Raw genomic sequence first — 25,559 nt, 5'->3', positions numbered from 1 at the left:
CCCTGTAAAAGCACCGAAGCCGTTAGCAATCGTCCCGTCAAAGGCCGCCGCGCCGCCAGCACCAATCATGGCAGCCTCACCACTGGCGAGTGGTGCGAAGGCGCCAATTTCTATTCCAAAGCCGATACGTGCCGTAGCATCGTGACATGTTAGGATATTTCCGAGCACAGTGGCGGCTCCGCCGGCCGCTCCACTCTCGGCAACATACGTACCTGCCGCTGCAAACATCCCGCCAATCCCGCCCCCAACTGCTTCGCCAGCAGCCACAGCTACTTCAGGGGCGAACACACCTACAGCCCCTCCATCAACAGCTCCAGCCACCGCACCCTGCCAGTCACCGGCAATGTAGCCTGCTGCTCCGCCCGAGATCGCCCCGATCGCAGCCCCAACAACTCCAAATAGACCATGAGGGTCCTATATCAATGCTGGGTTACCGTAAGCGTAACGGTAGAGATGATCGCCGCCAGCGATTCCGATTGGATCCTCAGTGATGAAACGCCCGTAGCCGGGGTGGTAGAAGCGCGCCCGATACTAGTACAGGCCAGTTCCGTCATTTTCGCGTCCGGTGAACTAGGATGCGTTACCCACAGCCGCCTCCCCGCGCATTAGGTCAAGTCTGCAACCGGCGGTAGGCATTGAAATGTCGAATCGCCTGCATCCCGTTGCCGAGCGTCTCGTATATTCTGGCTGCATTGAAATGCGCATCGGCAAAGTCCGGTGCAAGCGCGATGCATCGCTCATAGCTTGAGAGTGCCTCCCTTGTTCGGCTCATGTCCTCCAGGGCCACGCCAAGATTGAAGTTGAGCAGTGGTTCGTTCGGCAGATGTGAGATTCCGAAACAGTACAGTTCCACCGCGTCGCCAAACCGGCCGGCGTCGCACAACATGCAGCCCAGGTTGAGGTATGGATCAAGAAATGTTGGTTCGGCCTTCAGCGCGTGACGGTATGCAACCTCGGCTTCGAGCGGCTTCTCCGTTTCCAGCTCGGCGCCGACGCGGAACCATTCCTGCGCCTCGGCAGCCGGCGCCCGTGCATCGTGCAGAGACTCCACGACCGCCGCGCCCGGTTCACCGGGCTCAAAGTCCATCAGCATCTGGCCCGACACAGCCTGCCATCCCCTACCCTCGTCCTTTGTCGCCACCTCGTTGCCCATCGCACGAATCCGCACACCGGTCAGCGGCTGGCCAGTGCCGCGAGAGGCCTTCACCCTCGCTAGCGCGCGGACAATCAGCCGCGTTGGGATCTTGGCGTCATGCAGCGAATTTGCTGTCCGGAGAAGCACCATGTCCTGAAACGTGAAGAGGAGTTTCCGGCGCGGCCCGCGGGCGGGCGTGATGATCCCCTCGGTGACCAGCCTGGTGGCCACCGAGCGCGGGATGCCCAGCATCGTCTCGGCGTCCTTCAGCGTGTACGTCGGCATTGGCCCGTCACTTTTTCGCCGATGAAGCTCGCTTGGCGGGAGTTGGCGCCGGCGCGGGCGCCGCTGTGGCACGCCTCCCGGTCTTCTTGCTCTTGCCCTGCTCTGCAGCCGCCGAGGTCGCTGCCTTCGTTCCGCCTTGTTTGCGCTGGGCCATGCTCGCGCGCAGGGCCTCCATCAGGTCGATCACTTCCGCGCCCTGCCGCGGCTCGCTTCGCTCCTCGCTCACGGCTATCTTCTTGCCCGCGATCTTCTTGTCGATTGCCGCCAAGATGCGGTCTTTCTCCTCATCCTTGTAGGCCGTCGGGTCGTACCCTTCCACCGAGTTCTGTTCAATCAGCTGTTTAGCCAAAGCCAGCTCGGCCGGCTGCACCTCAGCCTTCTCCACGTGCAGATCCAGCATCGATCGGACCTCGTCAGCGTAGAGCAATTGCTGGAGCACCAAGCCCTCGTCGATCGCCCGCACCTGCACCATGTACTGCTTGCCTTTCCAGACCCACTGCGCGAGCGCGCAGGTCCCGGTCTTTCGCATGGCTTCTGCCAACAAGTTGTATGGCTTACCACCGCGCTTGTCCGGGCCCAGGTAGTAGGCCTTGTCGAAATAGATAGGGTCGATGGCTCCGGCCGGCATGAACGACACGATATCAATCGTGTGCTTCGCCTCGTCTTCCAACGCCTTCAGCTCGTCCGGCTCAAACACAGCGTAATGGTCAGCTTCAAACTCATAACCCTTGACCATCTCGGACCGCTCGACCACCACGTCTTCGCGGATGCACACATACTGCTGCTTGAGCCTGGACCCGCATCCCTTGTGCAGCAGATTGAAGCCGACCCCCGAGTTGCTTTCCGTGGCACTGAAGATCTTCACCGGGATCGACACGAGGCCGAAGCTGAGAGAGAGCGAAGCAATGGAACGGGCAGCCATGGCGATCACCGTACGGGTAGGGAGTACACCGATCTAGCTTAGATCGTGCCCGCAGGAATGGCGACGCTGCGCAAGCCCCTTGAGGATAGGCAAGCACTTTCCGCAGAGGCATGTGCGGAGTTCAAACCTCGCACGCGTGTCATTTCTGGCTTGCCACTGCATCCTCGCAAGCGAATGTCGGACATCGGCCTATTGTGTCCCTGGGCTCCGGGGAAAATACTTCGATCACACGTATCCAATGGGGACAGGCTCCATGGCCAAGTCCGCACCAACCAACGCGCGCAGCCTGACGCGGTATCGCCAGAAACGTGACTTCGCGACCACTGCGGAGCCGAGGGGCGAGACCGCGCGGTCGATCGCGTCCGGCGCTAGCGGCGCACTGAGCTTTGTCGTGCAGAAGCATGCGGCTCGCCGGCTACACTACGATTTTCGTCTTGAGCTTGAGGGTACCCTCAAGAGTTGGGCAGTCCCCAAAGGGCCCAGCCTGGATCCCGCAGAGAGGCGGATGGCCGTGCATGTCGAGGATCACCCGCTGGAATATGCGAGCTTCGAAGGCGTGATCCCGTCCAAGGAGTATGGGGCCGGCACCGTCATCGTTTGGGATCGAGGGACGTGGATGCCGGTCGGCGATCCGGTGGCCGGCTACCACAGCGGCAAGTTGAAGTTCGACCTGCAAGGTGAAAAGCTACATGGCCATTGGACCTTGGTCAGGATGCGCGGCCGCGATGACGAGCGTCAGGATCCATGGCTCTTGATCAAGGAGCGGGATGCGTTTGCGCGCTCCGCCGCAGAGTACAACATCACCGAAGCCCTGCCGGACAGCGTCCTGACCAAGGTCAACAGCCAATCTGCCGCCGGTGGTAAAGCGAAGACTGCCGTGCCAAAGCCGCGTCGCTCGCGGCCGGGGCGGAGCCGACAGGTACTACCCGCCGCAGCACGCCCGGCCGCCCTTCCGCTTGCGTTTGCCCCGCAACTGGCGACGCTCGCTTCAGCAGTGCCGCGCAACGCCGAACAATGGGCCTATGAGATCAAGTTCGACGGCTATCGGTTGTTGGCACGAGTCGACGGCGACGACATCCGTCTCTTTACAAGACGTGGCCATGACTGGACATCGCGCCTCAAATCGCTTGCGGCGGGGATACGCGATCTTGGCCTCGGCTCAGCCTGGCTGGATGGGGAGATCGTGATACTCGGCGACAAGGGCATCACGGACTTCCAGGCGCTGCAGAGTGCTTTTGAACGATCGCAGGTGGAGGACGTTCAGTACTTCGTCTTTGACCTCCCCTTCTTTGCGGGCCACGATCTACGGCAAGTCCCCTTGGCCGAGCGCAGGGCCCTGCTGAAGGATGTGATGGCCGTACCCGGTGCAACGCAAGCCAGGTACAGCGAGGCCTTTGAGGGCACGCCCGACGACCTTCTTGCCGCAGCGTGCAAGATGGGCCTGGAAGGCCTGATTGGCAAGCGCGTCGACGCGCTGTACGTCTCCGCCCGGGCGCCCAGCTGGATCAAGCTCAAATGCAAAAACCAGCAAGAGTTTGTCATCTGCGGATTCACGACCCCGAAGGGAAGCCGACAAGGCCTCGGCGCGCTCCTGCTTGGCGTGCACGATGAGGCCGGCAAGCTGCACTATGCGGGCAACGTTGGAAGCGGCCTCAATTCGCCGATGCTGACCAAGCTGCTCGCACTGCTGACAGAGCTTGAAATGCCAACCTGCCCCTTCGAGAAGCCGCCACCACGTTTAACCGGCCGATGGGTCAAGCCGAAGCTGGTCGCCGAGATCTCGTTCTCCGACTGGACCAAAGAAGGTCGAATCCGGCATCCCGTCTTCCATGCCTTGCGCGCTGACAAGGCAGCGGGGAACGTGACAAGGGAGCTGCCAGTCGATGTGGAACAGCCCCGGCCTCGGCCAGCGCGCTTGGTCAAGGTATCCAACACGGAACGTGTGATTGACCCGTCGACTGGAATGACGAAAGGTGATCTGGCCGGTTTCTACGAAGCCATTACACCGCACATGCTGCCTCATCTCCGCGAGCGCCCCGTGTCCTTGGTACGCGGGCCAACGGGCATCGACGGCGAGCTGTTCTTTCAGAAACACGCCGAGGCGATCAAGATTCCAGGCATCAACGTCCTTGATGCCAGCCTATGGACGGGGCATCCGCCGCTCCTGGAGATCGCCAGCGAGACGGCCATCGTCGCCGCTGCGCAGCTGAATGTGATCGAGTTCCATACATGGAATGCGACCAAGCTTGCCATCGACAAGCCGGATCGCATCATCTTTGACCTCGACCCGGGGGACGGCGTGCCATGGCGACACGTGCTAGATGCCGCCATGCTGACGAAAACGATGCTGGATGAACTTGGCCTGGTGAGCTTTCTCAAGACCAGTGGTGGCAAAGGCCTGCATGTCGTTGTGCCCTTTTCGCCCAAACTGCCGTGGACCACCGTTAAGAAGTTCTCGCAAGATGTCGTTCTTCATATCGCCCAGACCATTCCGCAGCGCTTTGTTTCTAAGAGCGGGCCGCGCAATCGCGTGGGTAAGATCTTCATTGACTATCTGCGCAATGGCCGTGGCGCGACAACGGTGTCCGCATTCTCTGCCAGGGCGCGGCCAGGCCTCGGGGTTTCGATGCCGGCTTCCTGGGAGGAGCTGGAGGAGCTGTCAGCGGGCGATCATTGGACGATCCAGACCGCCCTGCAGCGCGTGGAAGCCGCCGGCTACGTCGATCCGTGGGCGGGATATGCAGATACCAGGAAGGAGCAACAATTGGGTCCCGCGGCGCGGAGAATGCTAGGTCTAGCGGGAGTTGGCAAATGACCGCGGCTTCGTTCATCGGTTCCATAAGCCGCTTAAGCCAGCATCAGCTTTGAACCAAATGGAATCGGCTGGGTCGCTGCTCTCCTTGAGCAATTCCGGAAACAAAACAATAACCTCAACTTGCGAGGGTTCGAAGCTCTGACGGAAACGCCTCCATTCAGGTCGAGGCTCAAGCTTTGGAGGGTCAAGGTCATGGCCGACAACGCCAGCGGCCTGTCGGGCAAGGCCATCAACGTCCTGATGCAGCTCCACGATGAGGATGCCGCCACCGTGGTCCAGAAGCTGCGGCACTTGCATCGCCGGCGGCCATAGCCGCCGTGCCACGACTTAGGACTTCAGCCAGGTAATCAGCTCTTCGCTGATGAAGCGTATGTTCAACTCGTCGTCTGACAGGGCCACGAACGCACGCAAATTGTCGATGCCAACAAATCCCGTGTTGTCGAACTCATCGCCCAGCTGTTCGAGCAAGGGGAAGCCGCCACCCTGGTTAGACACACCGATGAAGAGGAAGTAAACCTCGTCCCTGCGTTCCTGAGATGCACGCAGCACGTCCAGCGTGCGGCCCCTATCCGAGTTTTCGCCGTCAGTGATGACAATCACCAGGCTGCGGCGCTTCGGACCGGATTGCACTACCTTGTCCTTCTTTCCGAAGAAGCGGCCAATGACACTCGCCCTCTCGACGATTTGCGTCCAGCCGAAATGCGCCAGCATGCGCTCGAGCACGTAGGAGTAGTCCGTGCCGCCGTTCCAGCCGTTGACCTTGCCGATAATCTGCTTCTTCACGAAGCCCTGGTAGTTGTCCGCGTTGATGGGGCACACACCTTCGACATGCGACGCGCCGTTAGAGAAGGTAAAACAGTCGACCTTCTTGTCCGGGTCGAAGGCGAGGCCCCAGGGAATCAGGCGCGTGAGCAGGTCATTGGTCACGCCGTCACGATGTTCATCCTCGAACGATCCCGACACATCGATTGCGAAGCCAACCTCAAGCTCTGGCGGCTTCACCACGCCAGCCTTCTGGAGGTTGAGCACCAGAGCCTGGGTCGCCTTTTCGAGGTTCACTACGAGAGCCATGCTTTCTTCCTTTCAAGAAATTGAGTCAGGTCACTGAGCTTTTCCAGCACCAGGTACCGTTGTGTTTCGTTCGGTTTGTCGGTCAGCCCGGCGAGTTGCCCATACACCGCGGGCAACTTGACCAGCACGCCGTCCTGCACCAGGAGCACCAGTTCCTTGAACCTCGTCTCATCCTGGCGCAACGAGAGAATATTTTCCTGCGCCATGGCTTGCGACGTGGCGAGGGCCATCAGCCGTGACTGCAGCAGCAGTGCCTCATCCGAGCGTAGGCCGTCCAGCAGGTACTCGCCGGCGAGGAAGACCCCTTCCAACTCATCCTGGGCGGCCACGTTGCGTGCGACCAGTTCCGCGAACGAAGACAGTAACGCCATCACCGCCTTCCCGTCGGTCGAGAGCCGAGACTCGAGCTGGCGAATCTCCGCCTCGTTTCGCATCCAGACTGCGTTCGCTGACTTTTTCAGGAAACCGCCTGCCATTGCATCCACAATCTCAGCCAGCAGCCTGTGCAAGCGGGTCATCAGCGCAGCAACCTGTCTCGGAGCAGTCGCCTCGAGCAGCTGAAGGCGGTCCTTGATGACTGCGTTGACGTTCTCCTGCGCGGCCACCCCGAAGGCCAGCCATTCCGCCGACCCCATGCTGTCGGCCGCAACCCCTGCCAATACCGCGCGCGCCTGGGCGATACACCCAGGCTTCGCGCCAGGAAAGCGGCGCACCAGGTCCTCTGGCGTTACCGAGACCAAGCGACGGAGGCTACCGGCCATCGCCGAAGGATGAACCGGTGCAGCGGCCTCCGGAATCCGTTCGACAGTGACGGCTGACACGGCAGCAGGCGCCAGCGCCGATGCGGCCGTGACCGGCGCGCTCTGGCCATTCGAGGGCAGTGCGGTCGGCCGGACGACGGTCGGCGAGGGTACTTTCGCAGGCGCCCCGACGCCGGGCAGCGCGGCGGGCTGGATAACGGTCACATGAGGACGCGCCTGGAGGCCGCCATCCACGGCAGGCGTTGCCGGTGCGCTAACTGCATCACCGCCAATCACCGTGACTTTGTACGTCATGATGGAGCGCCTCCGCTGGACTGCTTAGGAGAAGTGGCCCAGCACGCCGTTGAAGTCAGTATTGAAGCCCACGCCAACGCCGACGAACGAGGCACCGTTGCCGTCCACGACGATGGAGCCCATCTGCACGCCGACGAACGCGCCGAACTGGCTGGACAGGCCTACATCGAGCTGGGGCTGGCCAGCACTGTTTTCGATGATGACGCGCGCGTTCTCGACGTGCTTGAAAGTCTTGCCAGACGCCTGCGGATGAATCATCGCGAGCAGGGGGATCTCGAGATGGCCGGCCGCCGGCATCGTGAGCAGGCGCGGCTTGACGGTGACATACTCGTCGTCGCCTGCCAGGCTGCCGTCGCGCGCATCCGGACTATGGACCAGCGCGCCGCCATGCACCGAGAACGTCTTGTCCGCGGCCAGCGGCAGCGTGCCGGCCTTCACGCCACCTTCGAGCACGCGCTCGACGTTGTAGGTGGACAGGATGTCGCCGAGGCTCGACGCCTTCGCGCCGCTGCCGGTGTTGACGGTCACCAGCGCGTGCAGGTCGAGGTCGGTATTGCCGTCCCACGACAGGCGAACCTTGAACTCCTCGCCCTTGTTCAGGTTCAGGGAAAGCTTCGGTGCGGCTTCGCCCGGCTTCGACAGATTCAGTACCAGATTGCTCATGCTATCTTATCTTTGCGTTAGAAGGTTTGCGGTGCGACCGCCGCCGCGGGATTGAGTTGACTACCGAGGTTCAGCAGGTCCTGCCGTACTTGCGACATTGTGTTGCGGGCCTCCTCGAACTTCGCCTGATTCGTGGCGCGAGCGGCCTGCACGATGGACTGCAGCGCCTGCGTATCGGTGACGACGCGTTTCAGGTTATTGGCCTGATCGAGGCGATTGTTACCCGGGGCCGTAGCGGCCGTAGCCACCACGTTCTGCATCAGCCTGGAGCGCACTTCCTGAAGGTTCTTGTCCAGGTTCGCGCCGGACTGGCCGAGACGCTGGACGTTCTGCACCATTTGCGCGCCGTGAATCGTCAGTAGCGTCATGCGGATGCTCGCGAAGCGGCCCCCCATCGTGACGATGAGTTCTTGCAACGTCGATACGCCTGCGTTCTGCAGCTGGCGTATCACCAGCTGTTCAGCCGGCAGCTTGGTCATCATGGCTTCACGGGCCAGGGCAACCGACTCGAGCGCCTGCAGCTTGTCTTGTATCTCCTGCTGCAGGGCAATGTCCTGCCCTGCACCCGCCAGAAGAGCCGGTGCCTCGGCTTGCGCCTTCTTCAAGGCGTTGTGCAGGAAGGCCGTTTCTTGCGCGAATGCGACGAAACTCTTGCGGTATTCCGCCTTCTGCGCATCCATCACCTGCAGGTCGTCGTTGAGCCTGTTCATTTCGATACGGAGCTTGTTCTCCATACCGTTGACCTCCTCGCTCAGGGTCTTCGACTTGAGCTTGGCGATGCGTGCCAGGTCCTCGTAGACCTTGTCCATCGCGCGCTGCATCGACTTCTTGCTGAACAGGCCGATGATTCGGTCCTTGATGCCCGGCTTGGCGTTCAGGATGGCGTCGGCCAACTCGCCGAGCTTCTCCTTCGCCACCGCGTCGTTGAGCGCGTCCACCAGCTTGAACAGTTGCGGATTATCCGCCTTGTTGATGCGAGCGAGGAAGCCGTCGAGCACCCGGTTAAGGTTCAGCGTGGGCTCGGCCCCGAGCGCGACAATTTGAGCTTGGGGCATGGCGGCGAAGCTGAATGCCGCCACGCGGTTCTCGATGTTGGCCAGCTGAGCGGGCTCGAGCATGACCGGGAAATTCATGGGCAGCGCCACGCCGGGCGCCGGCTCCATGTTGGGGTTCAGCGCGGTGTCGTGCACCGCAGTGATGGCAGTCGGTTGCATTGATTGTTCCTTACGCAGTCGCGGCGGCCTTATACTCGTCCACTAATCTGCTGATTGCCAAGCTGCACCGCATTAGTACGGCGCTTTCAGCCCATTTACCGAATGGACAAACTGTTGCCCTTGGGCGGTAGGCCTTAAGTCCTAGTTCAAACCGGCGTAATTCTTACTACAAACGTGACCTATATGTCCAGCGGCGCAATCGATCTTGGCAAGTCCATGCTCATGGCGGGCTCGCTCTATCTATGGGAGATCGTGCGCTGCTGCGTTGCTGGGCTGGTGCTCAGCATGATTGCATTTGCGTTTGTGGCAAACAGCATCGAAGGCACGGGCTGGGCGTGGGCGCTGGCGGCAGTGGTATTCCTGATTGGTTTTCCCGTGGCGTATTACTTGGTCGGCCACCAGCGGGCGCTCGACCGCGTGCTCGGTGCGCTCGCGAACGCCCATGGCGAGCGCTTCTACGATGCCACGCTAGGCCGTTTCGTCGCCTCGTTGCAAGCGCAGCAGCCCGATGCATTGGCCAGCCTGCTTGCCAAGCCGCAAGCATTGACCGCCCGTTTCCGTGGCTTTCTCGAAGACGGCGAACTCAAGCCGCGGCTGGCACGCCGCGTGGCCCTGCATTTTGCGGACAAGGTCATAGCGGCGGTGCCGTTTGCCGGGCTGGCTGCGCAGGACGCACCTGCAGCCATGCGCATGGCTGCCGTCACCGCGCTGCAAGACCAGTTCTACGCGTCCTGGCAGCCTTTCCTGGTCGTGGCCGCGGGCCAGGCCGCCGCAGCCGTCGCTGCCTGGTGGTGGCTGTCCCGGTAAGCGCATCGGCTGAAGCTCGTCGGGAGGCGGCGGGCGGCGGGCGGCGGGCGGCGGGCGGCGGGCGGCGGGGTGGCATATTCAAGGAGGGCGGGGAGCTTAAACCACAGGCCCCTCATCTACGACAAGGACGCTGACGGTAAACCAATACCGGAAGCGACTCGTCGTCGACGAGTGAATCCGCACTCGCGGATTCACCGTTGGCGCAGAGGGTTGGGACGCCGCTCGCCTCAAGTCACGGCACTCACGAAGGCCTCGAACGCGCTGGCCTCCACCGGCGGACAGAAGAAGTGGCCTTGCCCATAGTCGCAGCCGGCAGCCAGCAGGATGTCGCGCTGTGACTCGGTCTCCACGCCCTCGGCAATCACCCTGATGCGCAGTGCATGCGCCATGCTGATGATGGCGCGGCACAAGGCCACGTCGTCCGGGCCCCGCGTCAGCGAGCGGATGAAGGACTGGTCGATCTTGATGTAGTCGATGTCTAGGCGCCGCAGGTACGACAAGGACGAGTAGCCGGTGCCGAAGTCGTCGAGCGCGATCTCGATGCCGGCCGCCTGGAAGCGGGAGAGCTGGTCCATGACATCGGCGTTCTGCTCCATCAGCGAGCCTTCGGTGATCTCGATGACGAGGCTGCCCACCGGCACGTTCCTGCGCTCGATCATGCTGGACCAGGACTCGGGCCCGCTCGCAGGCGCGCAGAACTCCACTGGTGATTTGTTGACCGAGATCTGGAAGCCCTTGCCCAGCAGCACCTGCCAGCGCGCAAGCTGGTTTAGCGCTTCCGTCAACACCCAGCGGCCGATGTCGATGATGAGGCCGGATTCCTCCGCAACGGCAATGAAATCGGCCGGGTGGATCGGCCCGCGTACCGGATGGTCCCAGCGGATCAGGGCCTCGGCCTTGCAGACCTTGCCCGTACGCAGATTGACAATGGGCTGGTAGTGCAGCGCGAACTGCCCGGACGCCAGCGCCGTGCGCAGGTCCTGGGTGATGCGCAAGCGCTCCCTCTCTGCCTGCAGCAGCGCCTGGGTGAAGACCTTCCAGCGATTGCGGCCCTCCTCCTTGGCGGCAAACATCGCCTGGTCAGCGCACACCAGAAGGGCCTCGGCGTTGTCGGCGTCGTTGGGGTAGGTCGCCACGCCGATGCTGGCCGACACCACCACCAGCTCGCCGGCCAGTCGGTAAGGTGCGGCAATCCGCTCCAGGATCGCCTGGGCAATGCCCCCGGCAACGCCGGCGTCGCCCACCGCGGGCAGGATCACGGTGAACTCGTCGCCGGCCAGCCGCGCCACGGTATCCGACGCGCGCACCGATGCCGCAATGCGCCGCGCCACCTCCAGCAGCAACAGGTCTCCCTGGTCGTGACCGAGGGTATCGTTCACCTCCTTGAAGCGATCCAGGTCGATGAACAGCAGCGCCAGCACATCCTGCGTGCCGCGCGAACGCTCGATCTCCTGTTCCAGCCGGTCGAAGAACAGGCGGCGGTTGGGCAAATCCGTGAGCGCATCGAAATTCGCCTGGTGCCGGATGACTTCCTCCGCCTGGAGCTTCTCGGTCATGTCATGGATCAGCGCAACGCGGCGTCGCTCGCCATACGCGTGGGCCAGGTAGGTATCCACGGTCAGGTAGGCGGGAAACTCGCTGCCGTCCTTGCGGCGAATCGACAATTCGCCGCTCCATCTGCCCCTGGCTGCCACGGTGGCCCGCAGGCGCTCGACCAGCCCTGCCGCATTGGCTGCCCCGCTGATGCTATAGCCCGAACGGCCCTTGACCTCCTCGGCCGTATAGCCGGTGGCGGCGGCAAAGGCCGGATTCGCGTCGATGATGGTGCCATCGAGCGACGTCACCACCATGGCCTCGCTGCTGGACGAATAGACCAGCGAAGCCAGCCGCATCTCCTCCATGTGGCGCCGTCGCTCCCCCATGGCGCGGCGCAGGCTGTAGTACAACAGGCCAAGCAGCAGCGTGGAAGCAATGGCACCGGCCAAGACAACGCGGCGATAGACCTCGTAGGGCGCCAGCACCATGCCGACCGACTCGCCCACCACGAAATTGAGCCCGAACTCCGACGCTCGGTAATAGCCGAAGACCCGCTCCACGCCTTCGGAGCCCGACACCGCCCGATAACTACCAGCCTGGGGCGACTCGCTGGCGAGGTACGGCCTGCTGCTGACCGCCCTGGCCAGCGCGCCCTCCAGGGCCGGCACGCGCGCGAGGACCTGGCCGGAAGTCTTGATGACCGACGCCACTTCGCCATCGCGGTTAGTGAACGTCTGCGCAAAGCTGGCGAACTGCTCCGGACTGACCGAGACCACGACGACCCCGTCGAAGCTGCCCGCGCGCAGGATGGGGCGCGTGAACTGGATCGACCATTTGCGCGAGACCTTGCCCTTCACCGGGTCGCTGATGAACAGCATGTCGCGCCCGCCTGCGTTCTGATGAACCCGGAAATGCTCGCGCCCGCTCAGGTCGACCTTCTCGCCGGGCGCGGGCGGGGCGATGGACGAGTAGATGAGCAGGCCATGCTTGTCGATCACCGACACCTGGAACGACAGGTCCACCACCAGGTTCTCCCGCTCACGCACCATGTCGACGAACCCCGGCTGGCTGACCAGCCAGCTGGCCCGCAGGTCGAGGAGGAACTCGGACAGCCGCAGGATGCTGGATTTCGAGTACGCGCCGAACGCCCGGGCCTGCGCCTGGGTACGCTCCGCGGCATCGTGCAGCAAGCGGTCCCGTTCGCTCACGAGCTGAAACGCCGCGAACGCCCATGTTGCAATCAACCATGCCGCCGCCCCCAGGTTCAACGGGGAAAAGACCTGGCGCAGGCGCTGCAGCGCCTTGCCATATCGGGTGATCGAGCGTTCTGGCATCAAATGGGTATCGCAGCGCAGCGAGGAATCGACATCGATAACAGGCTAGTCGATATCGGCGAACCCGACAAGCAGCACGCACTCTAGTCCCGTGCTCACCGCGTGGAGCCGGGCCGGCGTCCCTCGCGCGCTTGGCGGTCTGGCGTGCCGCAGAGAAGCTGGGATTGTCGCGCCGGCAGGTGGAGCGCTTGGCGCAGCGGTACCGGGCGGATGGTCCGAGCGGCCTCGGTTCACGCAAACGCGGCCGCCCCAGCTAGATGGCCGCTGGCTGCCCGATAGCGGACGCCGGGCCAGCTTGATTCCGGAGGGCTGCTACCGGCCCGGTTGATTCCGCTTACCATAGGAAATAGTCACCGTGGCTGGCTGCGTCGCTGGACGGATGCCTTGGCGGTGCTCCAGCCAGCATTCCTGGCGACAGATTCAGGCGAAAGGGAACATCACGATGAAGAAACTGATCAATGACCCGCTTTTGGTGGTCGACGAAATGCTTGAGGGCGTTGTGTTGGCCGACCACAGGCTGACGCTGCTGGAAGGCGAGAACACTGTCGTTCGCAAAGACTTCCAGGCGCTCGCTGCCGCCAACAAGGTGAGCATCATTTCGGGCGGCGGCGCCGGCCACGAACCTGCCCACGGGGGTTACGTAGGCACCGGCATGCTGACTGCAGCCGTTGCCGGGCCGGTATTTACCTCGCCCAGCGTCGACGCCGTTCTCAACGCCATCATGACTGTCGCCGGCCCGGCCGGCGTGCTTCTGATCGTGAAGAACTACACCGGCGATCGCCTTAACTTCGGGCTGGCCGCGGAGATTGCCAGAACGTTCGGCGTGAAGGTCGAGATGCTGGTCGTGGGCGATGACGTTGCCCTGAACGACAACGGCGGCCTGGTGGGCCGCCGCGGCATTGCCGGCACGGTGTTCATTCATAAGGTCGCAGGCGCTGCAGCCGATGCCGGTCTATCGCTCATGGAGGTCAGGGCCGAGGCTCAACAGGCAGCCGCAGGCTTGTTCAGCATGGGGCTGGGGCTAAGTGCCTGTACGGTACCTGCCGCCGGAAAGCCAGGCTTCAAGATGGAAGACAACGAAGTCGAATACGGGCTCGGCATCCACGGCGAGAGTGGCGTGCGCCGTGGCCCTATCCAGCGGGCGGATGAAATGGTCAACGTTCTCCTGGAACGGATCATCGAACAAGGCCGATTGAAAGCAGGCGATCGTGTAGCACTGATGGTCAATAACCTCGGCGCTACGCCAGCGCAAGAATTGGACATTGTCACGCGCCGGGTCCTGTTGGAATGTACTGCGCACGGTATCAAGGTGGAAGCTGCGATGGTCGGCACCTTTCTTACCGCGTTGGAAATGGCCGGCTGTTCGATCTCCCTCATGCGGGTCGACGATTCGATTCTGGCGCGCCTCAACGCCCCCGCCAGCGCCACCGCCTGGCACGGCATGACCGTTCCCGCGGTTGAAGTCGCCAGGCAGTCTTGTGGCAAAGCGGCAGAACAAATTGCAACCCAGGGCGCTGCGTGGCCTGCGGCCAACGCCGAGGTGTTCAGGCGAGTCCTGCGGTCAGTCACCCAAGCTTTGCAGCGCAACGAGGAGATCCTGACCGAGCTGGACTCTGTTGTCGGGGATGGCGACATCGGCATCAGCCTCGCCCGGGGCGCACGCGCGATCGACGACGCACTCGATACCCTCGCTCTGGATCGGCCGGCCATTGCCCTGCAGCAGATATCGGGCATTCTGCGCCGGGTCCTGGGGGGAACATCCGGCCCGTTGTATGCGGTATTTGCTTTGCGTGCCGGCGTTGCCCTTTCGACCAGCACGAGCCTCGTCTCGATTTCCGCCTGGGCCGAAGCGCTGCAAGCAGGCTGCGACGGCATGGTCGGACTTGGTGGTGCTGGAGCGGGTGACAGAACGATGCTCGATGCCCTGCTGCCTGCGGCCCTGGCATTGCACTCGCAGGATGAAGGCAAGAGCGCATTGCGTGCCGCGAATCAGGTAGCGAATGCAGCCTTGAGGGGCGCGGAAGCGACGCGTGACATGATGCCGCTGAAAGGTCGTTCGTCCTACATCGGAGAACGAGCGCTCGGGCATGTGGACCCTGGCGCCTTTGCCATTGGCGTATGGACGAAAGCCATCGCTTCGGCCCTGGAGAAATAGTGCCGTTGCAGCAGATGGAARTCCGTGGGCATCATATCTGGAGCGGGAGACGAGGCTCGAACTCGCGACCTCAACCTTGCTTTCGCCACCACGGCCATTTCTCGCGCGCGTTCCGCAATCGCTTCCGGATGAGGCCGTCGCGGTGACAGCGCAACGAAGGCGAGCCGGACGCCTGCGTCAGCCTAAAATCCGCAGTTGCCCCGACGCCTGGTCGCAGAGCGAGAGCTGGCGCGGCCTGGCGCCGATGAGACACACTCACCCGAGTGGTGAAGCAAGACCAAGGCGGTGGCAGGACGGGGAGCGGTCGGCCAACCGCAGGAAACGCAGCTGGTGGACACGCTGCGCGGGCGCATTAGCGGGCGCTGGGACGACAGTGCGGCGGCCACGCCGCACGGGTAGTAGGTGTTCTTCGTCGAGTTTCTGGCGACCAGCGGGGTGCTCGACCGTTGAGTGGCCACGTGCCCGCTGGCCTATCGCAGTGGCAACGCGTCGAACAAGCGCGACGTGCTCGGCACGCTGATGCTGGGGCCGCTGGCCGGGACACCGGCGCCATGCGCACGTCGCGACACCGAGGGGCGATGCCGTGGCCTCGCTGGTGCTGGGGATAAACACGATCGTCAGCGAGGTTGCGCCTGCGCAGGGAGTTGGCGGGCATCGACGAAGCCGCGAGCCACGCCTAGAGCAGGCCGGACAGCCAGAGGCTACCAGATCGTCGAGGCGCAATTGCAGTTGCACGGCTGGAGCAGGAAGCTGCCGGTTCGTGATCGTGCCCTGAGTTTCCACCGTTCGACGAGGAAGTGTTGCATGAGAGGTTCCTACGCGCCTTGAGGGGCGTGGCCGCCGTGTAGCGGCCACGCCGATAGTGCCTGCGACGTCAGGCGATGAAGCCGCGGCGCTTGGCGGTCTCGTCGGCCACCGCGTTGGGCATTTCCTTGGCCAGGATCTCGTTGGCCGCCGCCAGCACCTCCGGCGGAGCGAGTTCGGGCAGGCCAGCGTTGTACGGAGGTTTCGGCGCGTACTCCATGCACAGCTGTGTAAGCTGCCCGGAGAAGTCGCCGGCCCAGAGCCCAATCATGCCGAGGGCGAAGTCAATTCCTGCAGTCATGCCGCCGCCGGTGGCGCGATTGCGGTCGACCACGATGCGCTCGTTGACCGGCTCGGCGCCGAACTTGCGCAGGTAGTCGCGCGAGTACCAGTAGCAGCCGGCCTTGTAGCCCTTCAACAGGCCGGCGGCGCCCAGAAGCAGCGAGCCGTTGCACACGCTGGTCACCCAGCCGGACTTGGCCCCCAGGCGCGCCACCTGGTCGATGAAGCAGTCGTCCTGCAGCGCGTCGAACACCCCGTGCGCGCCACCGGGAATCAGCAGCACGTCGGGCTCCTGGAAGCAGTTGTCGAAGTCGTGCGTGGCGTTCACCGTCAGGCCGATGTCGGTGACAACGGGGCCGGCCTTGGCTGCCGCCAGCTGGATCTGGACGTCGGGGATGAACATCCAGGTGTTGGTGGGACCGATCAGGTCAATGGCGGTGAAGCCCGGGAACAGGGCGGCGAGGATTTTCATGGTGGGTCTCCAGTGGGTCGGTGATCAGCTGCCGGAGCCCGAGGCGGCGCCGGGCATGAGGAGCTGGATGTGCTGGTCGAGCATGTCCGGCGGGGCCACCGGTGTGCCGCCGGCGTTGACATGCTCGAAGAAGTCGTACCAGCCGGAACCGGCAACGGCCTTCTGAAACTCCTCGAACAGCGCCCGGTTGGGCATGCGGTAGACACCGAAGGCGTCGTAGTTGGCGCGGTGGTCCACGCTGGGATCGTTGTAGCCCCAGGCGATAATCTCGACGCCCGAGGCGAGGATGGCCTGCAAGGACGGCTGCAGGCTCTCGACGTACTTGGCGCGAACATCGACGCCGGCCTTCTTCCAGTTGTCCTTGAACTTCCAGAGTTCGATGAAGATGTGTTCCATGGCACTCCTGTACGCGTTGAGGGGAAAGGTGTCGGTAGAATAAGTAGCCCACCATTCACGCTGCGGACAAAAGGCCTTCAAAACCTGCCAACGCCGTGGCAGTTCGTTGCGGCCCGTCGTCGGCCCCCAAAACACTCCGCTACCATGACCATGCCTTTTCCAGCTGCCCGTCAGCCGACCGCGGACGCGGAACCACCACGCACGGTGGTCATCCTCGTCTTCGACGAGGTCACCGCCTCGGATGTTTGCGGCGCCGCCGATGTCTTCGCCGTGGCCACGAAGTTCCACCAAGGCCCCCGCAACTGCGTCTATCGGGTGGTGGTCGCCTCGGTGCACGGCCAGTCGATCACGAGCTTCTCCGGCATCACCATTGCCACCACGCCGCTGTCGGCGATCGACCCTGCGTCCATCGAAACGCTGATAGTGCCCGGCGGCGGCCCGCCGGAGCAGCCGCCGGTGCCGCGGGACGTCGTCGCGTGGCTGGCGCGCGAGGGGCGGCAGGCACGGCGCCTGTGCGGCATCTGCACCGGCACCTTCCTGCTGGCCGAGGCCGGGTTGATCGGCCATCGCCGGGTAACCACTCACTGGCAGGCGACCGAGGCGTTGAAGACACGCTACCCGCAACTGCGGGTCGAGCCCGACCGGGTCTATCTGCACGACGGCGGGATCTGGACCTCGGGCGGTTTCACCGCGGGCGTGGATCTCGGCCTGGCATTGCTGGAGGAGGACCAGGGCCACGCCACCGCCATGGCCGTCGCGCGCTCGCTGCTGTTATTCGTCAAGCGCCCGGGGGAGCAGGCGCAGGTATCCGCCGCGCTGTCCAGCCAGGCCGCCTCGGACCGGCAGTTCAGCCGCTTGCACGCATGGATCATGGACCACCTCGACGAGAATTTGCGGGTGGACGTGCTCGCCGAGCAGGCGGGCATGGCCGCCCGCACCTTCGCCCGCCATTACACCAAGCAGACAGGCCGTACGCCGGCCAAGGCCGTCGAGGCCATGCGCATGGAAGCGGCGTTGCGCGCGTTGAACGATGCCGGGACCAGCCTGAAGCAGGTAGCGCGCAGATGTGGATTCGGCGACGAACAGAACCTGCGCCGCACCTTCCTTCGGCTGCGCGGCACCACGCCCGAGCACTACCGCCAGCAGCGCCAGGGCTGACGGCACGCCTGGAGGGCGCCGCCGCGCACGAGCCGACGTGGCCCCAGCCACCGGCTTGATGCCGCGCTCGCGTAGCTTCTGCCGATGCAGTTCGGAATCGTAGCCGCGATCGGCGTAGATGATTTTGGGCTTCTGAAGTGGTCGGCCACGCACGCCGCGAATGGGTGGAATCGCGTCGACGAGCGGCAGCAGTTGGGTGACGTCGTTTTTTGACCGACTTCGCGAGACCGACAACGGTTGGGGGCTCGCCTAGCGCTACATAGGCGGCTCAACGACGAATCGTCGACTGGCGCTGCAAGACACCTCCGCCGCTGCGATACGGCCTTTCCTGGCTGGCGCTTAAAAATGCGGGAGTGTGGCTGCTACGGCACATTTGCCCGGCCCGAGTGAGGGCTTGTCATAGCTCGCAGGGCGCAACGACCTATCCTGGAGGTCAAGGGGAGACTGACTCATGGCAATCCGTCTTTACGGAGCACAAACAGGCAACAGCCGGAGGGCAGCCATTGCCCTGGAAGAGGCTGGCATTTCGTATTCCGCCACCCGCTTGGATCTGAAAGCCGGAGAGCACAAGACTGCTGCGTTTCGGGCGCTTAACCCACGTGGCCTCGTCCCGGTCATGGTCGAAGAATGCGACGCAGGAGCGGACCTCATCCTTACCCAATCGAACGCGATCATGTTCTATGCGGCGAGTCGATCCCGGGAAAGGCTAGCGCCCGATCCGGGCCAACAGGAAGCCTTGTTCTTCGACCGCCTGTTCTATTTCATCACGGAAGTGATTGCACCAAACGGCAGCGCTTTCACGCTGACGCGACAACACGACGAACGGGGCGCTCAATTTCTTGCAGGTCGCTCCATCGAGGCGCTCGTTCTGGCTGAACGCTTCTTGATCGACACCCCCTACATCGCCGGCGACAGATTCACCCTCGCAGACATCGCCGCCTATACAAGCGCCTTTGCCGTGAGGCAGAACCTGGATTGGTCCGACCTGCCTCTGCTTCGCGCCTGGTATGCAAGGATTGGTGCGCGGCCAGGTGTCGTCCGCGGGATGGCAGCTTTTTAGGGAGAGGCCCTGGTCCAGGCTCGTTGAGGGTCGACACGTGCACAAGGCTGCACAGGAGCCGCCCGTAGAAAAAAACTTGTAGATAGGAGCATATGCCCATATACTGACAAATAAGAGCATATGCTCTTTATTTCACAGAGGACTACAGCCATGAACGAATCATCCATTCTCGTCAGCGGCGCAACCGGCCGTACCGGCGGTGCAGCCATCGACGAACTGTTGCAGATGGGCAAGCGCGTCCGCGCTTATGTGCGCTCGGACGACGAGCGGGCGGCGGCTCTGCGCGCACGCGGTGTCGACATCGCCGTCGGGGATTTCACCGACATCGACGCTATCCGTGCAGCGATGGAAGGTGTCAGCTCCGCCTACTTCCTGCACCCGATCGCACCGGGGATTCTCGGGGCCGCAGCCTATTTCGCACAGGCCGCGAAAGAGGCCGGCGTCGGCGCTATCGTCAACATGTCGCAGATTTCGGCGCGACGGGAGTCGACCAGCCATGCGGCGCAGGATCACTGGGTTTCCGAGCGTGTTTTCGACTGGTCTGATGTGCCGACGACGCACTTGCGCCCCACCTTCTTCGCGGATTGGCTCGTCTACCCGCATTTCGCGAAAGAAATCTGGGCCAAGAAGAAGATCGAGTTCCCTTTCGAGAACGGACGCCACGCGCCAATCAGCACGGACGACCAGGGCAGGGTCATTGCTCACCTGCTGGCGAAGCCGGCAGGCCATGGGAGCAAGACGTACACGCTTCATGGCCCGGTGGAATTGAACCATACGGAGATCGCAGCGATGATGAGTGAGGTGCTCGGCGCCAAAATCGAATATGCTCCGACTTCGATCGAGGAGTTCAAACAGAAGATGGAGCAGGTGTACAAGTTCCCTCCGTTCCTTGTGCAGCACCTCGTCGAAGTCGCCCAGCATTATCGAGAGGGCGTATTCCAGGGTACCAACGATGTCGTCGAGCAGATCACGGGTACACCCGCGCTATCGGTGTCGGCCTTCATCGAGAAGTACCGAAGCGCTTTCGCTTGAAATGCGCACGAAGATCCGGGTAATTTTCCAACGTTGAGGAGAAGTGAGATGCGGGCGAAAAGCCAACCCATCGGGGTTGATCAATGCAACTGCTTTACGGTGAGGARGGCCGCCCGCCAGATCTCGCGTCTTTACGACGCGTACCTGCAGCCGTCTGGCCTTCGTATCACGCAATTTCTGATCCTGGCAACGTTGAACGAGCGGAAAGCCGCCTCGGTCAATGCCCTGGCTGAGCGTCTCGACATCGAGCGCACAGCCATGGGAAAGATGATCGGTTTTTTGGAGCGCGACGGTTTCGTCAGGGTGCGGCCGTCTCCTGAGGACGGTCGTATTCGTATCGTCGAACTCACTCCGGATGGCATGGAGCTCTTCGAGCGAGCGGCTCCGCTCTGGCATGAAGCGCAGCATCATTTCAGCGTCATGAATGGAGCGGCAAATGTGGATGTATTGCGTCGCAGCCTTTCGGAGATGAAGGTCAGCATTGAGTCTGCATCTTCCCCGGAATAGTCACCATTCTGGTTGGGACCGCCGTTGACGCGTTTGAACGGCGCATGTCCACCTACCTGACCCGTACTGGAGTTAGGAAACCGAGCCTTTTGGGGCCTCCAACCAATCTGTTGCACCAACCACTGGAGTTCAAAAATGAAGATCAAGGATTCAGTTGTGTTCGTGACAGGAGCGAGTCGCGGACTTGGCCTGGCGTTTTCCCGTGAGGCGCGCTAGCTCGCGGTGCTGCGAAGGTCTATGCAGGCGTGCGCAATCCGGAAGGCTTCAGCGAGCCCGGCATCGTCCCGATCAAGCTCGACGTCACCGATCCAGAGTCCGTCATCGCGGCTGCCAGAATCGCATCCGATGTGACGCTGCTGGTCAACCACGCGGGAATAGCAGAGATAACCGAATCTCCGTTTTCGGAAAACGCGGAGGATCAGGCGAGGCGCATCTTCGAGACGAACTACTATGGCCTAGTGACCATGCAACAGCGCGTGGACCACCTGGCAGGGTGAATCCCTTTGCTGTTTCGCACCAGAACGCGACTCAGCCCACGGCTCCCCGCCCACAGATGCGCGACGGCAGCGCGAAGCCGTGGAGTGAAAACCTGCACTTACTTGGCCACGGCCGCCTCATTCAGGGTCTTGCGACCACCATAGATCAGCAGATGCACCACCAGGCCTGCCACGAGCCCCCAGAATGCACCGCCTACACCCAGCAAGGTCACGTTGGCTGCCGTTGCCAGGAAGGTAATCAGCGCTGTCTCGCGTGTGCGGGTATCGGCCATGGCATTGGCCAGGCTGCCTCCGATGGCGCCGAGCAGGGCCAACCCCGCCAAGGTCGTGATGAAGGAGCGCGGCAGCACCATGAACAAGGTGGCCAGCGTGACGCCGAAAATGCCGACCGTGACGTAAAGAATGCCACACACCAGTCCGGCGAGGTAGCGTTTCGACGGATCCTGGTGAGCGTCCTTGCCGGTGCAGATCGCCGCGGTGATGGCCGCCACATTGAAGGCGTGCGCGCCGAACGGGGCCATGATGAGCGAGCCTAGTCCGGTCACGGCGAGAATCGGGGTGGCGCTTGTCTTGAAGCCGTCGTTGCGCAGCACCAGCATGCCAGGCATGTACTGTCCGGTAAGCGTGATGACGAACAGGGGTAGCGCCACACCCAGCAGGGAGCCCACGGAGAACTGCGGCATTTCAAAAACGGGAGCGGCCAGGCTCAGGTGAACGCGCTGCACGTCGATTCTGTCCTGCGCAATGAGCATGGCCATGCCGATGACCAGGATTCCGACCACGGCGAAGCGCGAGGTGAAACGGCGCAGCGCTGCGTACGACACCACCAGCACGACGACCAGCAGCGGATCGGCGCTTGCGCCGCCGAACGCATTTACGCCGAACTGCAAGAGGATGCCGGCAAGCAATCCGGCGGCAATGCCGCCGGGAATCAACCGCACCAGGCGCTCGAAGGCGCCGGACATGCCGAGCAGAGTGAAGCCGATAGCCGAGATGACGTAAGCCCCGATCACTTCGCCATAGGGTGTGTACGGCATGATCGTTGCCAGGAAGGCTACGCCGGGCGTGGACCAGGCTGTGATAATGGGTTCGCGATAGCGGTAGCTCAGCCAGGCTCCGGTCAAGCCGACGCCGATGCTCACTGACCAGACCCAAGAGGCCGTTTGCGCCGGGCTGAGCCGGGCAAGCTGGGCGGCCTGGAAAACCAGGACGAAGGTACCACCGTAGTTGACGATGACGGAAATCAGTGCGGCGACCGCCGGTGCCACAAAGTCGTCGAGTCGTAGTCTTGCTCTTGATCTGGTCACGCGGGCCGGTCCTTCCTGATGGGGTTGCGGTTTCAGGGAGGAAGGTGCTGCCCTCCCCTCACCTCGAAGAGGGGTAGCTTAGTCTTCATCCGGACCGCTTCATCAGTCCAGTTCTTATGAAAAGACCAGACCGCATTGGCCATGCGGTCCGATGCGTTCCGCCCACCATCGAACAACTACGCAGCGAACAACTACGCAATGGCTCTGGCCAAACGCCGGGTGGCGGTATCGATCTCGTGGGGAGTGAGCGCGGCAAATCCGAGCAACCATCCACCGGCGACGGGGCGGCTGGCATAAAGACGGCTGAGTCCGGGTAGCTGTATGCCGGCCCGTGCCGCTTGCCTGACTGTGTCCTGCTCTGACCGGCCCTCGGTCAGCAGGCAGGGCATCTGCAATCCGCCCGGGGGCAAGTGGGCCGTCACGATGCCGGACAGGTGCCGCTGAACGGCATGGGCCATCGCTTCACGCCGCACCGCATAGATTCTTCGCATGGAGCGGACGTGAGCACCAAAATGGCCGGCGTCCATGAAGCGTGCCAATGTCAACTGGGCGATCTGCGGAGTGTGACCGTCCAGGATGCTTCTGGCATAGGTCATTGGTTTGACCAGTTCATGCGGCAGCACCATGTAGCCCATGCGCAAACCGGGATACAGGGACTTGCTGAATGTGCCCAGGTAGATTGTTCTCTGATACGTATCCAGCCCTTGCACGCAAGCGGTCGGTAAGCCTTCGTAGTGAAACTGGCTGTCGTAGTCGTCCTCGATGATCCAGCCCTGTCGCTCGGCCGCCCAGGCCGTCAACTCGAGGCGACGCTCCAACGCGAGCGTGGCACCCGTCGGGTACTGATGCGAGGGAGTGACGTAAATGGCATTGGCGCCGCTCCTGTCCGCGCGCAGGCGATCCGTGCGCAGCCCTTTCTCGTCCACGGGGACCGGCACGATCTTGAGTTGTGCCATCTCAAACGCCTTGCGCGCACCGAAATAGCCAGGGTCCTCCATAAGGATGGGCTGGTTGGCATCGGCCAGTACCTGGGCGCACAGGAAGAGGGCCTGACGGGTGCTGGTCAGCACCAGCACCTGATCCGCCGTCACCCTGGCCCCGCGCTCCTGATTGAGATAGTCCGCGATAACCTGGCGCAGCGGCTCGACGCCTTGCGGGTCGCCGTGCAGAAGAACGCTGGAGCGGCAGTCCTTGACGGCCTGACGCTGCAACCGCTCCCAGATTTCCACAGGAAACGTGCGGGTTTCAGGCAGCCCCGTGGCGAAGGCCTTGACCACCTGCTGATCCGACACGCCGCCGTTGGCAAGGATATCCGCGCCTCTTCCACTGAGCGCCGCAGGCTGGGTGGCCTTCGGACGCAGCGCTGCGGACGTGCTGCCATGTCTTTTGCGCGTCCCCAGCAAGCCTGGCCCAAGCTTGTCCGAGACGAAACTGCCGGAGCCTTCGCGCCGGCAGATATAGCCGTCCAGCTGCAATTGGGCGTAGGCCATCTCCACGGTATCCCGCGACACGCTCAATGATTGCGAGAGTGTGCGGGTTGCAGGCAGGCGGCAGCCGGGCGCGAGGACGCCATTCAGTATCAGTTGACGCAGCGCGCGTTGCACGCGGACACGCAGCTCCAGCGATGCCAGCTTCGGATCCGCAATGTGAATTTTGAGCGTTTCCAGTTCGATGCTGAGCATGATGCGGTCTGCCAATATTCGGCAAATCTATCTATAGAGCGGTTCATTCTGCCTGAATCGACCGGACTTCACTAGACAGGCCTGCCCTGCACCGTCACCACGCGGAAGCCTCTCGTGCCTTGCCGATGAAGTGTCCGGGCATGATCCCGGACGCGACCTTGACCAACAACGCTGAATTGCCCGCGTGGCTGGAAGTGCTATAAAGTCATGCGATACTCAATGAAACCGGAATCTTGAGCAACCCAGTTGTATAGCTTTTGAGCACGCTTATTGGTTGCGTGCGTATGCCAGTACAATCGCGCGCATTGGTGTTGTTGCGCGAAGTTTTGCACCCATTCGATCAGCAGCTTTCCCGTGCCTGCACCGCGAATCGTCGGCGCGACATATAGATCCTCGAGGTAACAGTAATCGGCCACTGACCATGTCGAGCGATGCAGCACCAAATTGACCAGGCCGATAATCTGCTTGTCCTTGACGGCAACGGAAGAAAATACAGGTTCGTCTGGATCGAGGCACCGATTAAAGGTCGACCTCGTGGTACCTTCCTCCAGATTCACTTCGTAGAAATTCTGATAGGCCAGCCAGAGCTTCTGCCATTGCTCGTAGTCGCTGCCTTGAACTTCTCGTACTATCACCGAACTCTGATTGTTGTCCATTGCGATCTTCCATACCAGGATTGAAGATGGAGAGCTTAGCCCTCATCCGGACTGCTTCATCAGTCCAATTTTCGGGAGAGGACCAGACCGCATTGGCGGTGCAGCCCGCGGGATACCGGATGATTGGCGTCGCTTTGCAGCGTCGAGTTCGAGTGCCGATTTTGGATTTTGACGGGAGCCGAACCGCACCTGCCAACCGCCAGTGCGATGCACGGTGGGATTTCAAGCCGAACGTTACCGGGATAACGCGATGGGAGACGCGATGGAGAATATTGCTTTTGCTCCTGGGAGCGCTCGATCATCCCCCGGGGGGTATTTTGCTTCTGATATCAGAACCGGACCGTTCTGATATCCCAGCATGGGGCGATTTCCGATCAACTTGCTTCCGCGGCCACCGCTCGCAAAGGCAGGGTAAAAGAGCGGCCGCTCTCCGAGCGAAAAACTACGTCCAGAGCATTCCTTTTGCTGCCCGGCACAATCATCCAACAACCTGGTTGGAAGTCCTTTCCCCTAATAACCATGGCAAAAAGATAGTGCTTTCCTCTACGAGCGCACTCGGGATTGCGCTYTATTGATCCTTGTATAAATGATGACATCACCACAACTCGGCCTGCTTCCAGCACGCGGCAATGATGCTAGCGCGTTGCTGTGCGCTGCGCAGCCGATTGCGGGCGGTCGTTTTGAGTTCGGTGAGCGAGTGTGGGCAGAAGTTGG

At 62.4% G+C, this 25,559-nt stretch carries 20 protein-coding genes and 4 pseudogenes; 9 read left to right on the top strand and 15 right to left on the bottom strand.

Translation table 11 applies throughout. The features are described from left to right. Positions 1–414 precede the first annotated feature (414 nt). The 3 genes and pseudogenes from AB4061_RS03570 to ku form a co-directional block, all read right to left on the bottom strand. Positions 415–519, bottom strand: a pseudogene (locus AB4061_RS03570) (RHS repeat-associated core domain-containing protein); the annotation flags it as partial. Positions 520–610: 91 nt separating this feature from the next. After that, positions 611–1,420: a tetratricopeptide repeat protein gene (locus AB4061_RS03565; RefSeq protein WP_441630955.1), complete on the bottom strand. Its 810-nt coding sequence runs from the start codon at positions 1,418–1,420 to the stop codon at positions 611–613. A 7-nt stretch (positions 1,421–1,427) separates the two neighbouring features. Further along, on the bottom strand, positions 1,428–2,342 hold the full coding sequence (gene ku, locus AB4061_RS03560; protein WP_441630953.1) for a non-homologous end joining protein Ku: 915 nt from the start codon (positions 2,340–2,342) through the stop codon (positions 1,428–1,430). A gap of 253 nt (positions 2,343–2,595) precedes the next feature. Here ku and ligD point away from each other — a divergent pair, with 253 nt between their 5' ends. Next, positions 2,596–5,157 carry a DNA ligase D gene (ligD, locus tag AB4061_RS03555; protein ID WP_441630951.1) on the top strand — a complete coding sequence of 854 codons (2,562 nt, stop codon included), beginning with the start codon at positions 2,596–2,598 and terminating at the stop codon, positions 5,155–5,157. A 327-nt stretch (positions 5,158–5,484) separates the two neighbouring features. On the opposite strand, the gene AB4061_RS03550 is transcribed toward ligD, so the two are convergent. From AB4061_RS03550 to AB4061_RS03535, 4 genes are read right to left on the bottom strand one after another with little or no spacing between them, the layout of a single operon-like run. After that, a complete protein-coding gene (locus tag AB4061_RS03550; protein ID WP_441630950.1) occupies positions 5,485–6,228 on the bottom strand; it encodes a VWA domain-containing protein in 744 nt (247 codons plus the stop codon). Continuing rightward, a complete protein-coding gene (locus AB4061_RS03545; protein ID WP_441630948.1) occupies positions 6,216–7,283 on the bottom strand; it encodes a hypothetical protein in 1,068 nt (355 codons plus the stop codon). Before AB4061_RS03545 ends, AB4061_RS03550 begins: the two co-directional genes overlap by 13 nt. 24 nt (positions 7,284–7,307) lie before the next feature. Further along, positions 7,308–7,946, bottom strand: a complete 639-nt coding sequence (locus AB4061_RS03540; protein ID WP_441630946.1) for a hypothetical protein — start codon at positions 7,944–7,946, stop codon at positions 7,308–7,310. Between the two features lie 17 nt (positions 7,947–7,963). Then, positions 7,964–9,136 carry a hypothetical protein gene (locus tag AB4061_RS03535; RefSeq protein WP_441630944.1) on the bottom strand — a complete coding sequence of 391 codons (1,173 nt, stop codon included), beginning with the start codon at positions 9,134–9,136 and terminating at the stop codon, positions 7,964–7,966. A gap of 207 nt (positions 9,137–9,343) precedes the next feature. Here AB4061_RS03535 and AB4061_RS03530 point away from each other — a divergent pair, with 207 nt between their 5' ends. Further along, positions 9,344–9,967, top strand: a complete 624-nt coding sequence (locus AB4061_RS03530) for a hypothetical protein (protein WP_441630942.1) — start codon at positions 9,344–9,346, stop codon at positions 9,965–9,967. Positions 9,968–10,194: 227 nt separating this feature from the next. Here AB4061_RS03530 and AB4061_RS03525 read toward each other — a convergent pair whose 3' ends face one another. After that, positions 10,195–12,837 (bottom strand): bifunctional diguanylate cyclase/phosphodiesterase, encoded by a 2,643-nt coding sequence (locus tag AB4061_RS03525; RefSeq protein WP_441630940.1) that lies wholly within the window; start codon positions 12,835–12,837, stop codon positions 10,195–10,197. Between the two features lie 131 nt (positions 12,838–12,968). Between AB4061_RS03525 and AB4061_RS03520 the strand changes: the two are divergent. Together AB4061_RS03520 and dhaL are read left to right on the top strand one after the other, a co-directional pair. After that, positions 12,969–13,091: pseudogene (locus AB4061_RS03520) on the top strand (helix-turn-helix domain-containing protein); the annotation flags it as partial. Positions 13,092–13,279: 188 nt separating this feature from the next. Then, complete coding sequence (dhaL, locus tag AB4061_RS03515) at positions 13,280–14,992, top strand: dihydroxyacetone kinase subunit DhaL (protein WP_441630938.1); 1,713 nt, start codon at positions 13,280–13,282, stop codon at positions 14,990–14,992. Between the two features lie 874 nt (positions 14,993–15,866). Here the strand turns inward: dhaL and AB4061_RS03510 are convergent. Next, positions 15,867–16,550 (bottom strand): DJ-1/PfpI family protein, encoded by a 684-nt coding sequence (locus AB4061_RS03510; RefSeq protein WP_441630937.1) that lies wholly within the window; start codon positions 16,548–16,550, stop codon positions 15,867–15,869. Positions 16,551–16,574: 24 nt separating this feature from the next. Continuing rightward, positions 16,575–16,946 (bottom strand): DUF6616 family protein, encoded by a 372-nt coding sequence (locus AB4061_RS03505; protein WP_441630935.1) that lies wholly within the window; start codon positions 16,944–16,946, stop codon positions 16,575–16,577. Between the two features lie 150 nt (positions 16,947–17,096). On the opposite strand from AB4061_RS03505, the gene AB4061_RS03500 reads away from it, so the two are divergent. Beyond that, positions 17,097–18,104 (top strand): GlxA family transcriptional regulator, encoded by a 1,008-nt coding sequence (locus AB4061_RS03500; protein ID WP_441630933.1) that lies wholly within the window; start codon positions 17,097–17,099, stop codon positions 18,102–18,104. Between the two features lie 48 nt (positions 18,105–18,152). Here AB4061_RS03500 and AB4061_RS03495 read toward each other — a convergent pair. Further along, positions 18,153–18,353, bottom strand: a pseudogene (locus AB4061_RS03495) (transposase); the annotation flags it as partial. Between the two features lie 202 nt (positions 18,354–18,555). Between AB4061_RS03495 and AB4061_RS03490 the strand changes: the two are divergent. From AB4061_RS03490 to AB4061_RS03475, 4 genes are all read left to right on the top strand, one after another. Next, positions 18,556–19,164 (top strand): glutathione S-transferase family protein, encoded by a 609-nt coding sequence (locus AB4061_RS03490; RefSeq protein WP_441630931.1) that lies wholly within the window; start codon positions 18,556–18,558, stop codon positions 19,162–19,164. Positions 19,165–19,314: 150 nt separating this feature from the next. Beyond that, positions 19,315–20,196: an NmrA family NAD(P)-binding protein gene (locus AB4061_RS03485; protein WP_441630929.1), complete on the top strand. Its 882-nt coding sequence runs from the start codon at positions 19,315–19,317 to the stop codon at positions 20,194–20,196. A 48-nt stretch (positions 20,197–20,244) separates the two neighbouring features. Further along, complete coding sequence (locus AB4061_RS03480) at positions 20,245–20,703, top strand: MarR family winged helix-turn-helix transcriptional regulator (protein WP_441630927.1); 459 nt, start codon at positions 20,245–20,247, stop codon at positions 20,701–20,703. A 245-nt stretch (positions 20,704–20,948) separates the two neighbouring features. Then, entirely contained in the window at positions 20,949–21,200 is a 252-nt protein-coding gene (locus tag AB4061_RS03475; RefSeq protein WP_441630925.1) for an SDR family NAD(P)-dependent oxidoreductase, read from the top strand. A 98-nt stretch (positions 21,201–21,298) separates the two neighbouring features. Here the strand turns inward: AB4061_RS03475 and AB4061_RS03470 are convergent, their stop codons facing one another. From AB4061_RS03470 to AB4061_RS03455, 4 genes and pseudogenes are all read right to left on the bottom strand, one after another. Next, positions 21,299–22,507, bottom strand: coding sequence for a benzoate/H(+) symporter BenE family transporter (locus AB4061_RS03470; protein WP_441630923.1), 1,209 nt, complete (start codon positions 22,505–22,507; stop codon positions 21,299–21,301). Positions 22,508–22,698: 191 nt separating this feature from the next. After that, on the bottom strand, positions 22,699–24,192 hold the full coding sequence (gene pdxR / locus AB4061_RS03465; RefSeq protein ID WP_441631454.1) for a MocR-like pyridoxine biosynthesis transcription factor PdxR: 1,494 nt from the start codon (positions 24,190–24,192) through the stop codon (positions 22,699–22,701). Positions 24,193–24,386: 194 nt separating this feature from the next. Then, on the bottom strand, positions 24,387–24,845 hold the full coding sequence (locus AB4061_RS03460) for a GNAT family N-acetyltransferase (RefSeq protein ID WP_441630921.1): 459 nt from the start codon (positions 24,843–24,845) through the stop codon (positions 24,387–24,389). Between the two features lie 595 nt (positions 24,846–25,440). Beyond that, positions 25,441–25,559: pseudogene (locus AB4061_RS03455) on the bottom strand (IS630-like element ISCARN39 family transposase); the annotation flags it as partial.

It is taken from the genome of Cupriavidus sp. YAF13, from assembly GCF_052113425.1.
Taxonomy (GTDB): Bacteria; Pseudomonadota; Gammaproteobacteria; order Burkholderiales; family Burkholderiaceae; genus Cupriavidus.
The sequence above is the reverse complement of the archived record's forward strand: the minus strand, read 5'-3'. Positions and strand labels throughout refer to the sequence as shown.

Excerpts from the sequence above, each read along its gene's own strand:
- AB4061_RS03565 (WP_441630955.1), bottom strand. The coding sequence starts at position 1,420 with ATGCCGACGTACACGCTGAAGGACGCCGAGACGATGCTGGGCATCCCG.
- ku (WP_441630953.1), bottom strand. The coding sequence starts at position 2,342 with ATGGCTGCCCGTTCCATTGCTTCGCTCTCTCTCAGCTTCGGCCTCGTG.
- ligD (WP_441630951.1), top strand. The coding sequence starts at position 2,596 with ATGGCCAAGTCCGCACCAACCAACGCGCGCAGCCTGACGCGGTATCGC.
- AB4061_RS03550 (WP_441630950.1), bottom strand. The coding sequence starts at position 6,228 with ATGGCTCTCGTAGTGAACCTCGAAAAGGCGACCCAGGCTCTGGTGCTC.
- AB4061_RS03545 (WP_441630948.1), bottom strand. The coding sequence starts at position 7,283 with ATGACGTACAAAGTCACGGTGATTGGCGGTGATGCAGTTAGCGCACCG.
- AB4061_RS03540 (WP_441630946.1), bottom strand. The coding sequence starts at position 7,946 with ATGAGCAATCTGGTACTGAATCTGTCGAAGCCGGGCGAAGCCGCACCG.
- AB4061_RS03530 (WP_441630942.1), top strand. The coding sequence starts at position 9,344 with ATGTCCAGCGGCGCAATCGATCTTGGCAAGTCCATGCTCATGGCGGGC.
- AB4061_RS03525 (WP_441630940.1), bottom strand. The coding sequence starts at position 12,837 with ATGCCAGAACGCTCGATCACCCGATATGGCAAGGCGCTGCAGCGCCTG.
- dhaL (WP_441630938.1), top strand. The coding sequence starts at position 13,280 with ATGAAGAAACTGATCAATGACCCGCTTTTGGTGGTCGACGAAATGCTT.
- AB4061_RS03510 (WP_441630937.1), bottom strand. The coding sequence starts at position 16,550 with ATGAAAATCCTCGCCGCCCTGTTCCCGGGCTTCACCGCCATTGACCTG.
- AB4061_RS03505 (WP_441630935.1), bottom strand. The coding sequence starts at position 16,946 with ATGGAACACATCTTCATCGAACTCTGGAAGTTCAAGGACAACTGGAAG.
- AB4061_RS03500 (WP_441630933.1), top strand. The coding sequence starts at position 17,097 with ATGCCTTTTCCAGCTGCCCGTCAGCCGACCGCGGACGCGGAACCACCA.
- AB4061_RS03490 (WP_441630931.1), top strand. The coding sequence starts at position 18,556 with ATGGCAATCCGTCTTTACGGAGCACAAACAGGCAACAGCCGGAGGGCA.
- AB4061_RS03485 (WP_441630929.1), top strand. The coding sequence starts at position 19,315 with ATGAACGAATCATCCATTCTCGTCAGCGGCGCAACCGGCCGTACCGGC.
- AB4061_RS03460 (WP_441630921.1), bottom strand. The coding sequence starts at position 24,845 with ATGGACAACAATCAGAGTTCGGTGATAGTACGAGAAGTTCAAGGCAGC.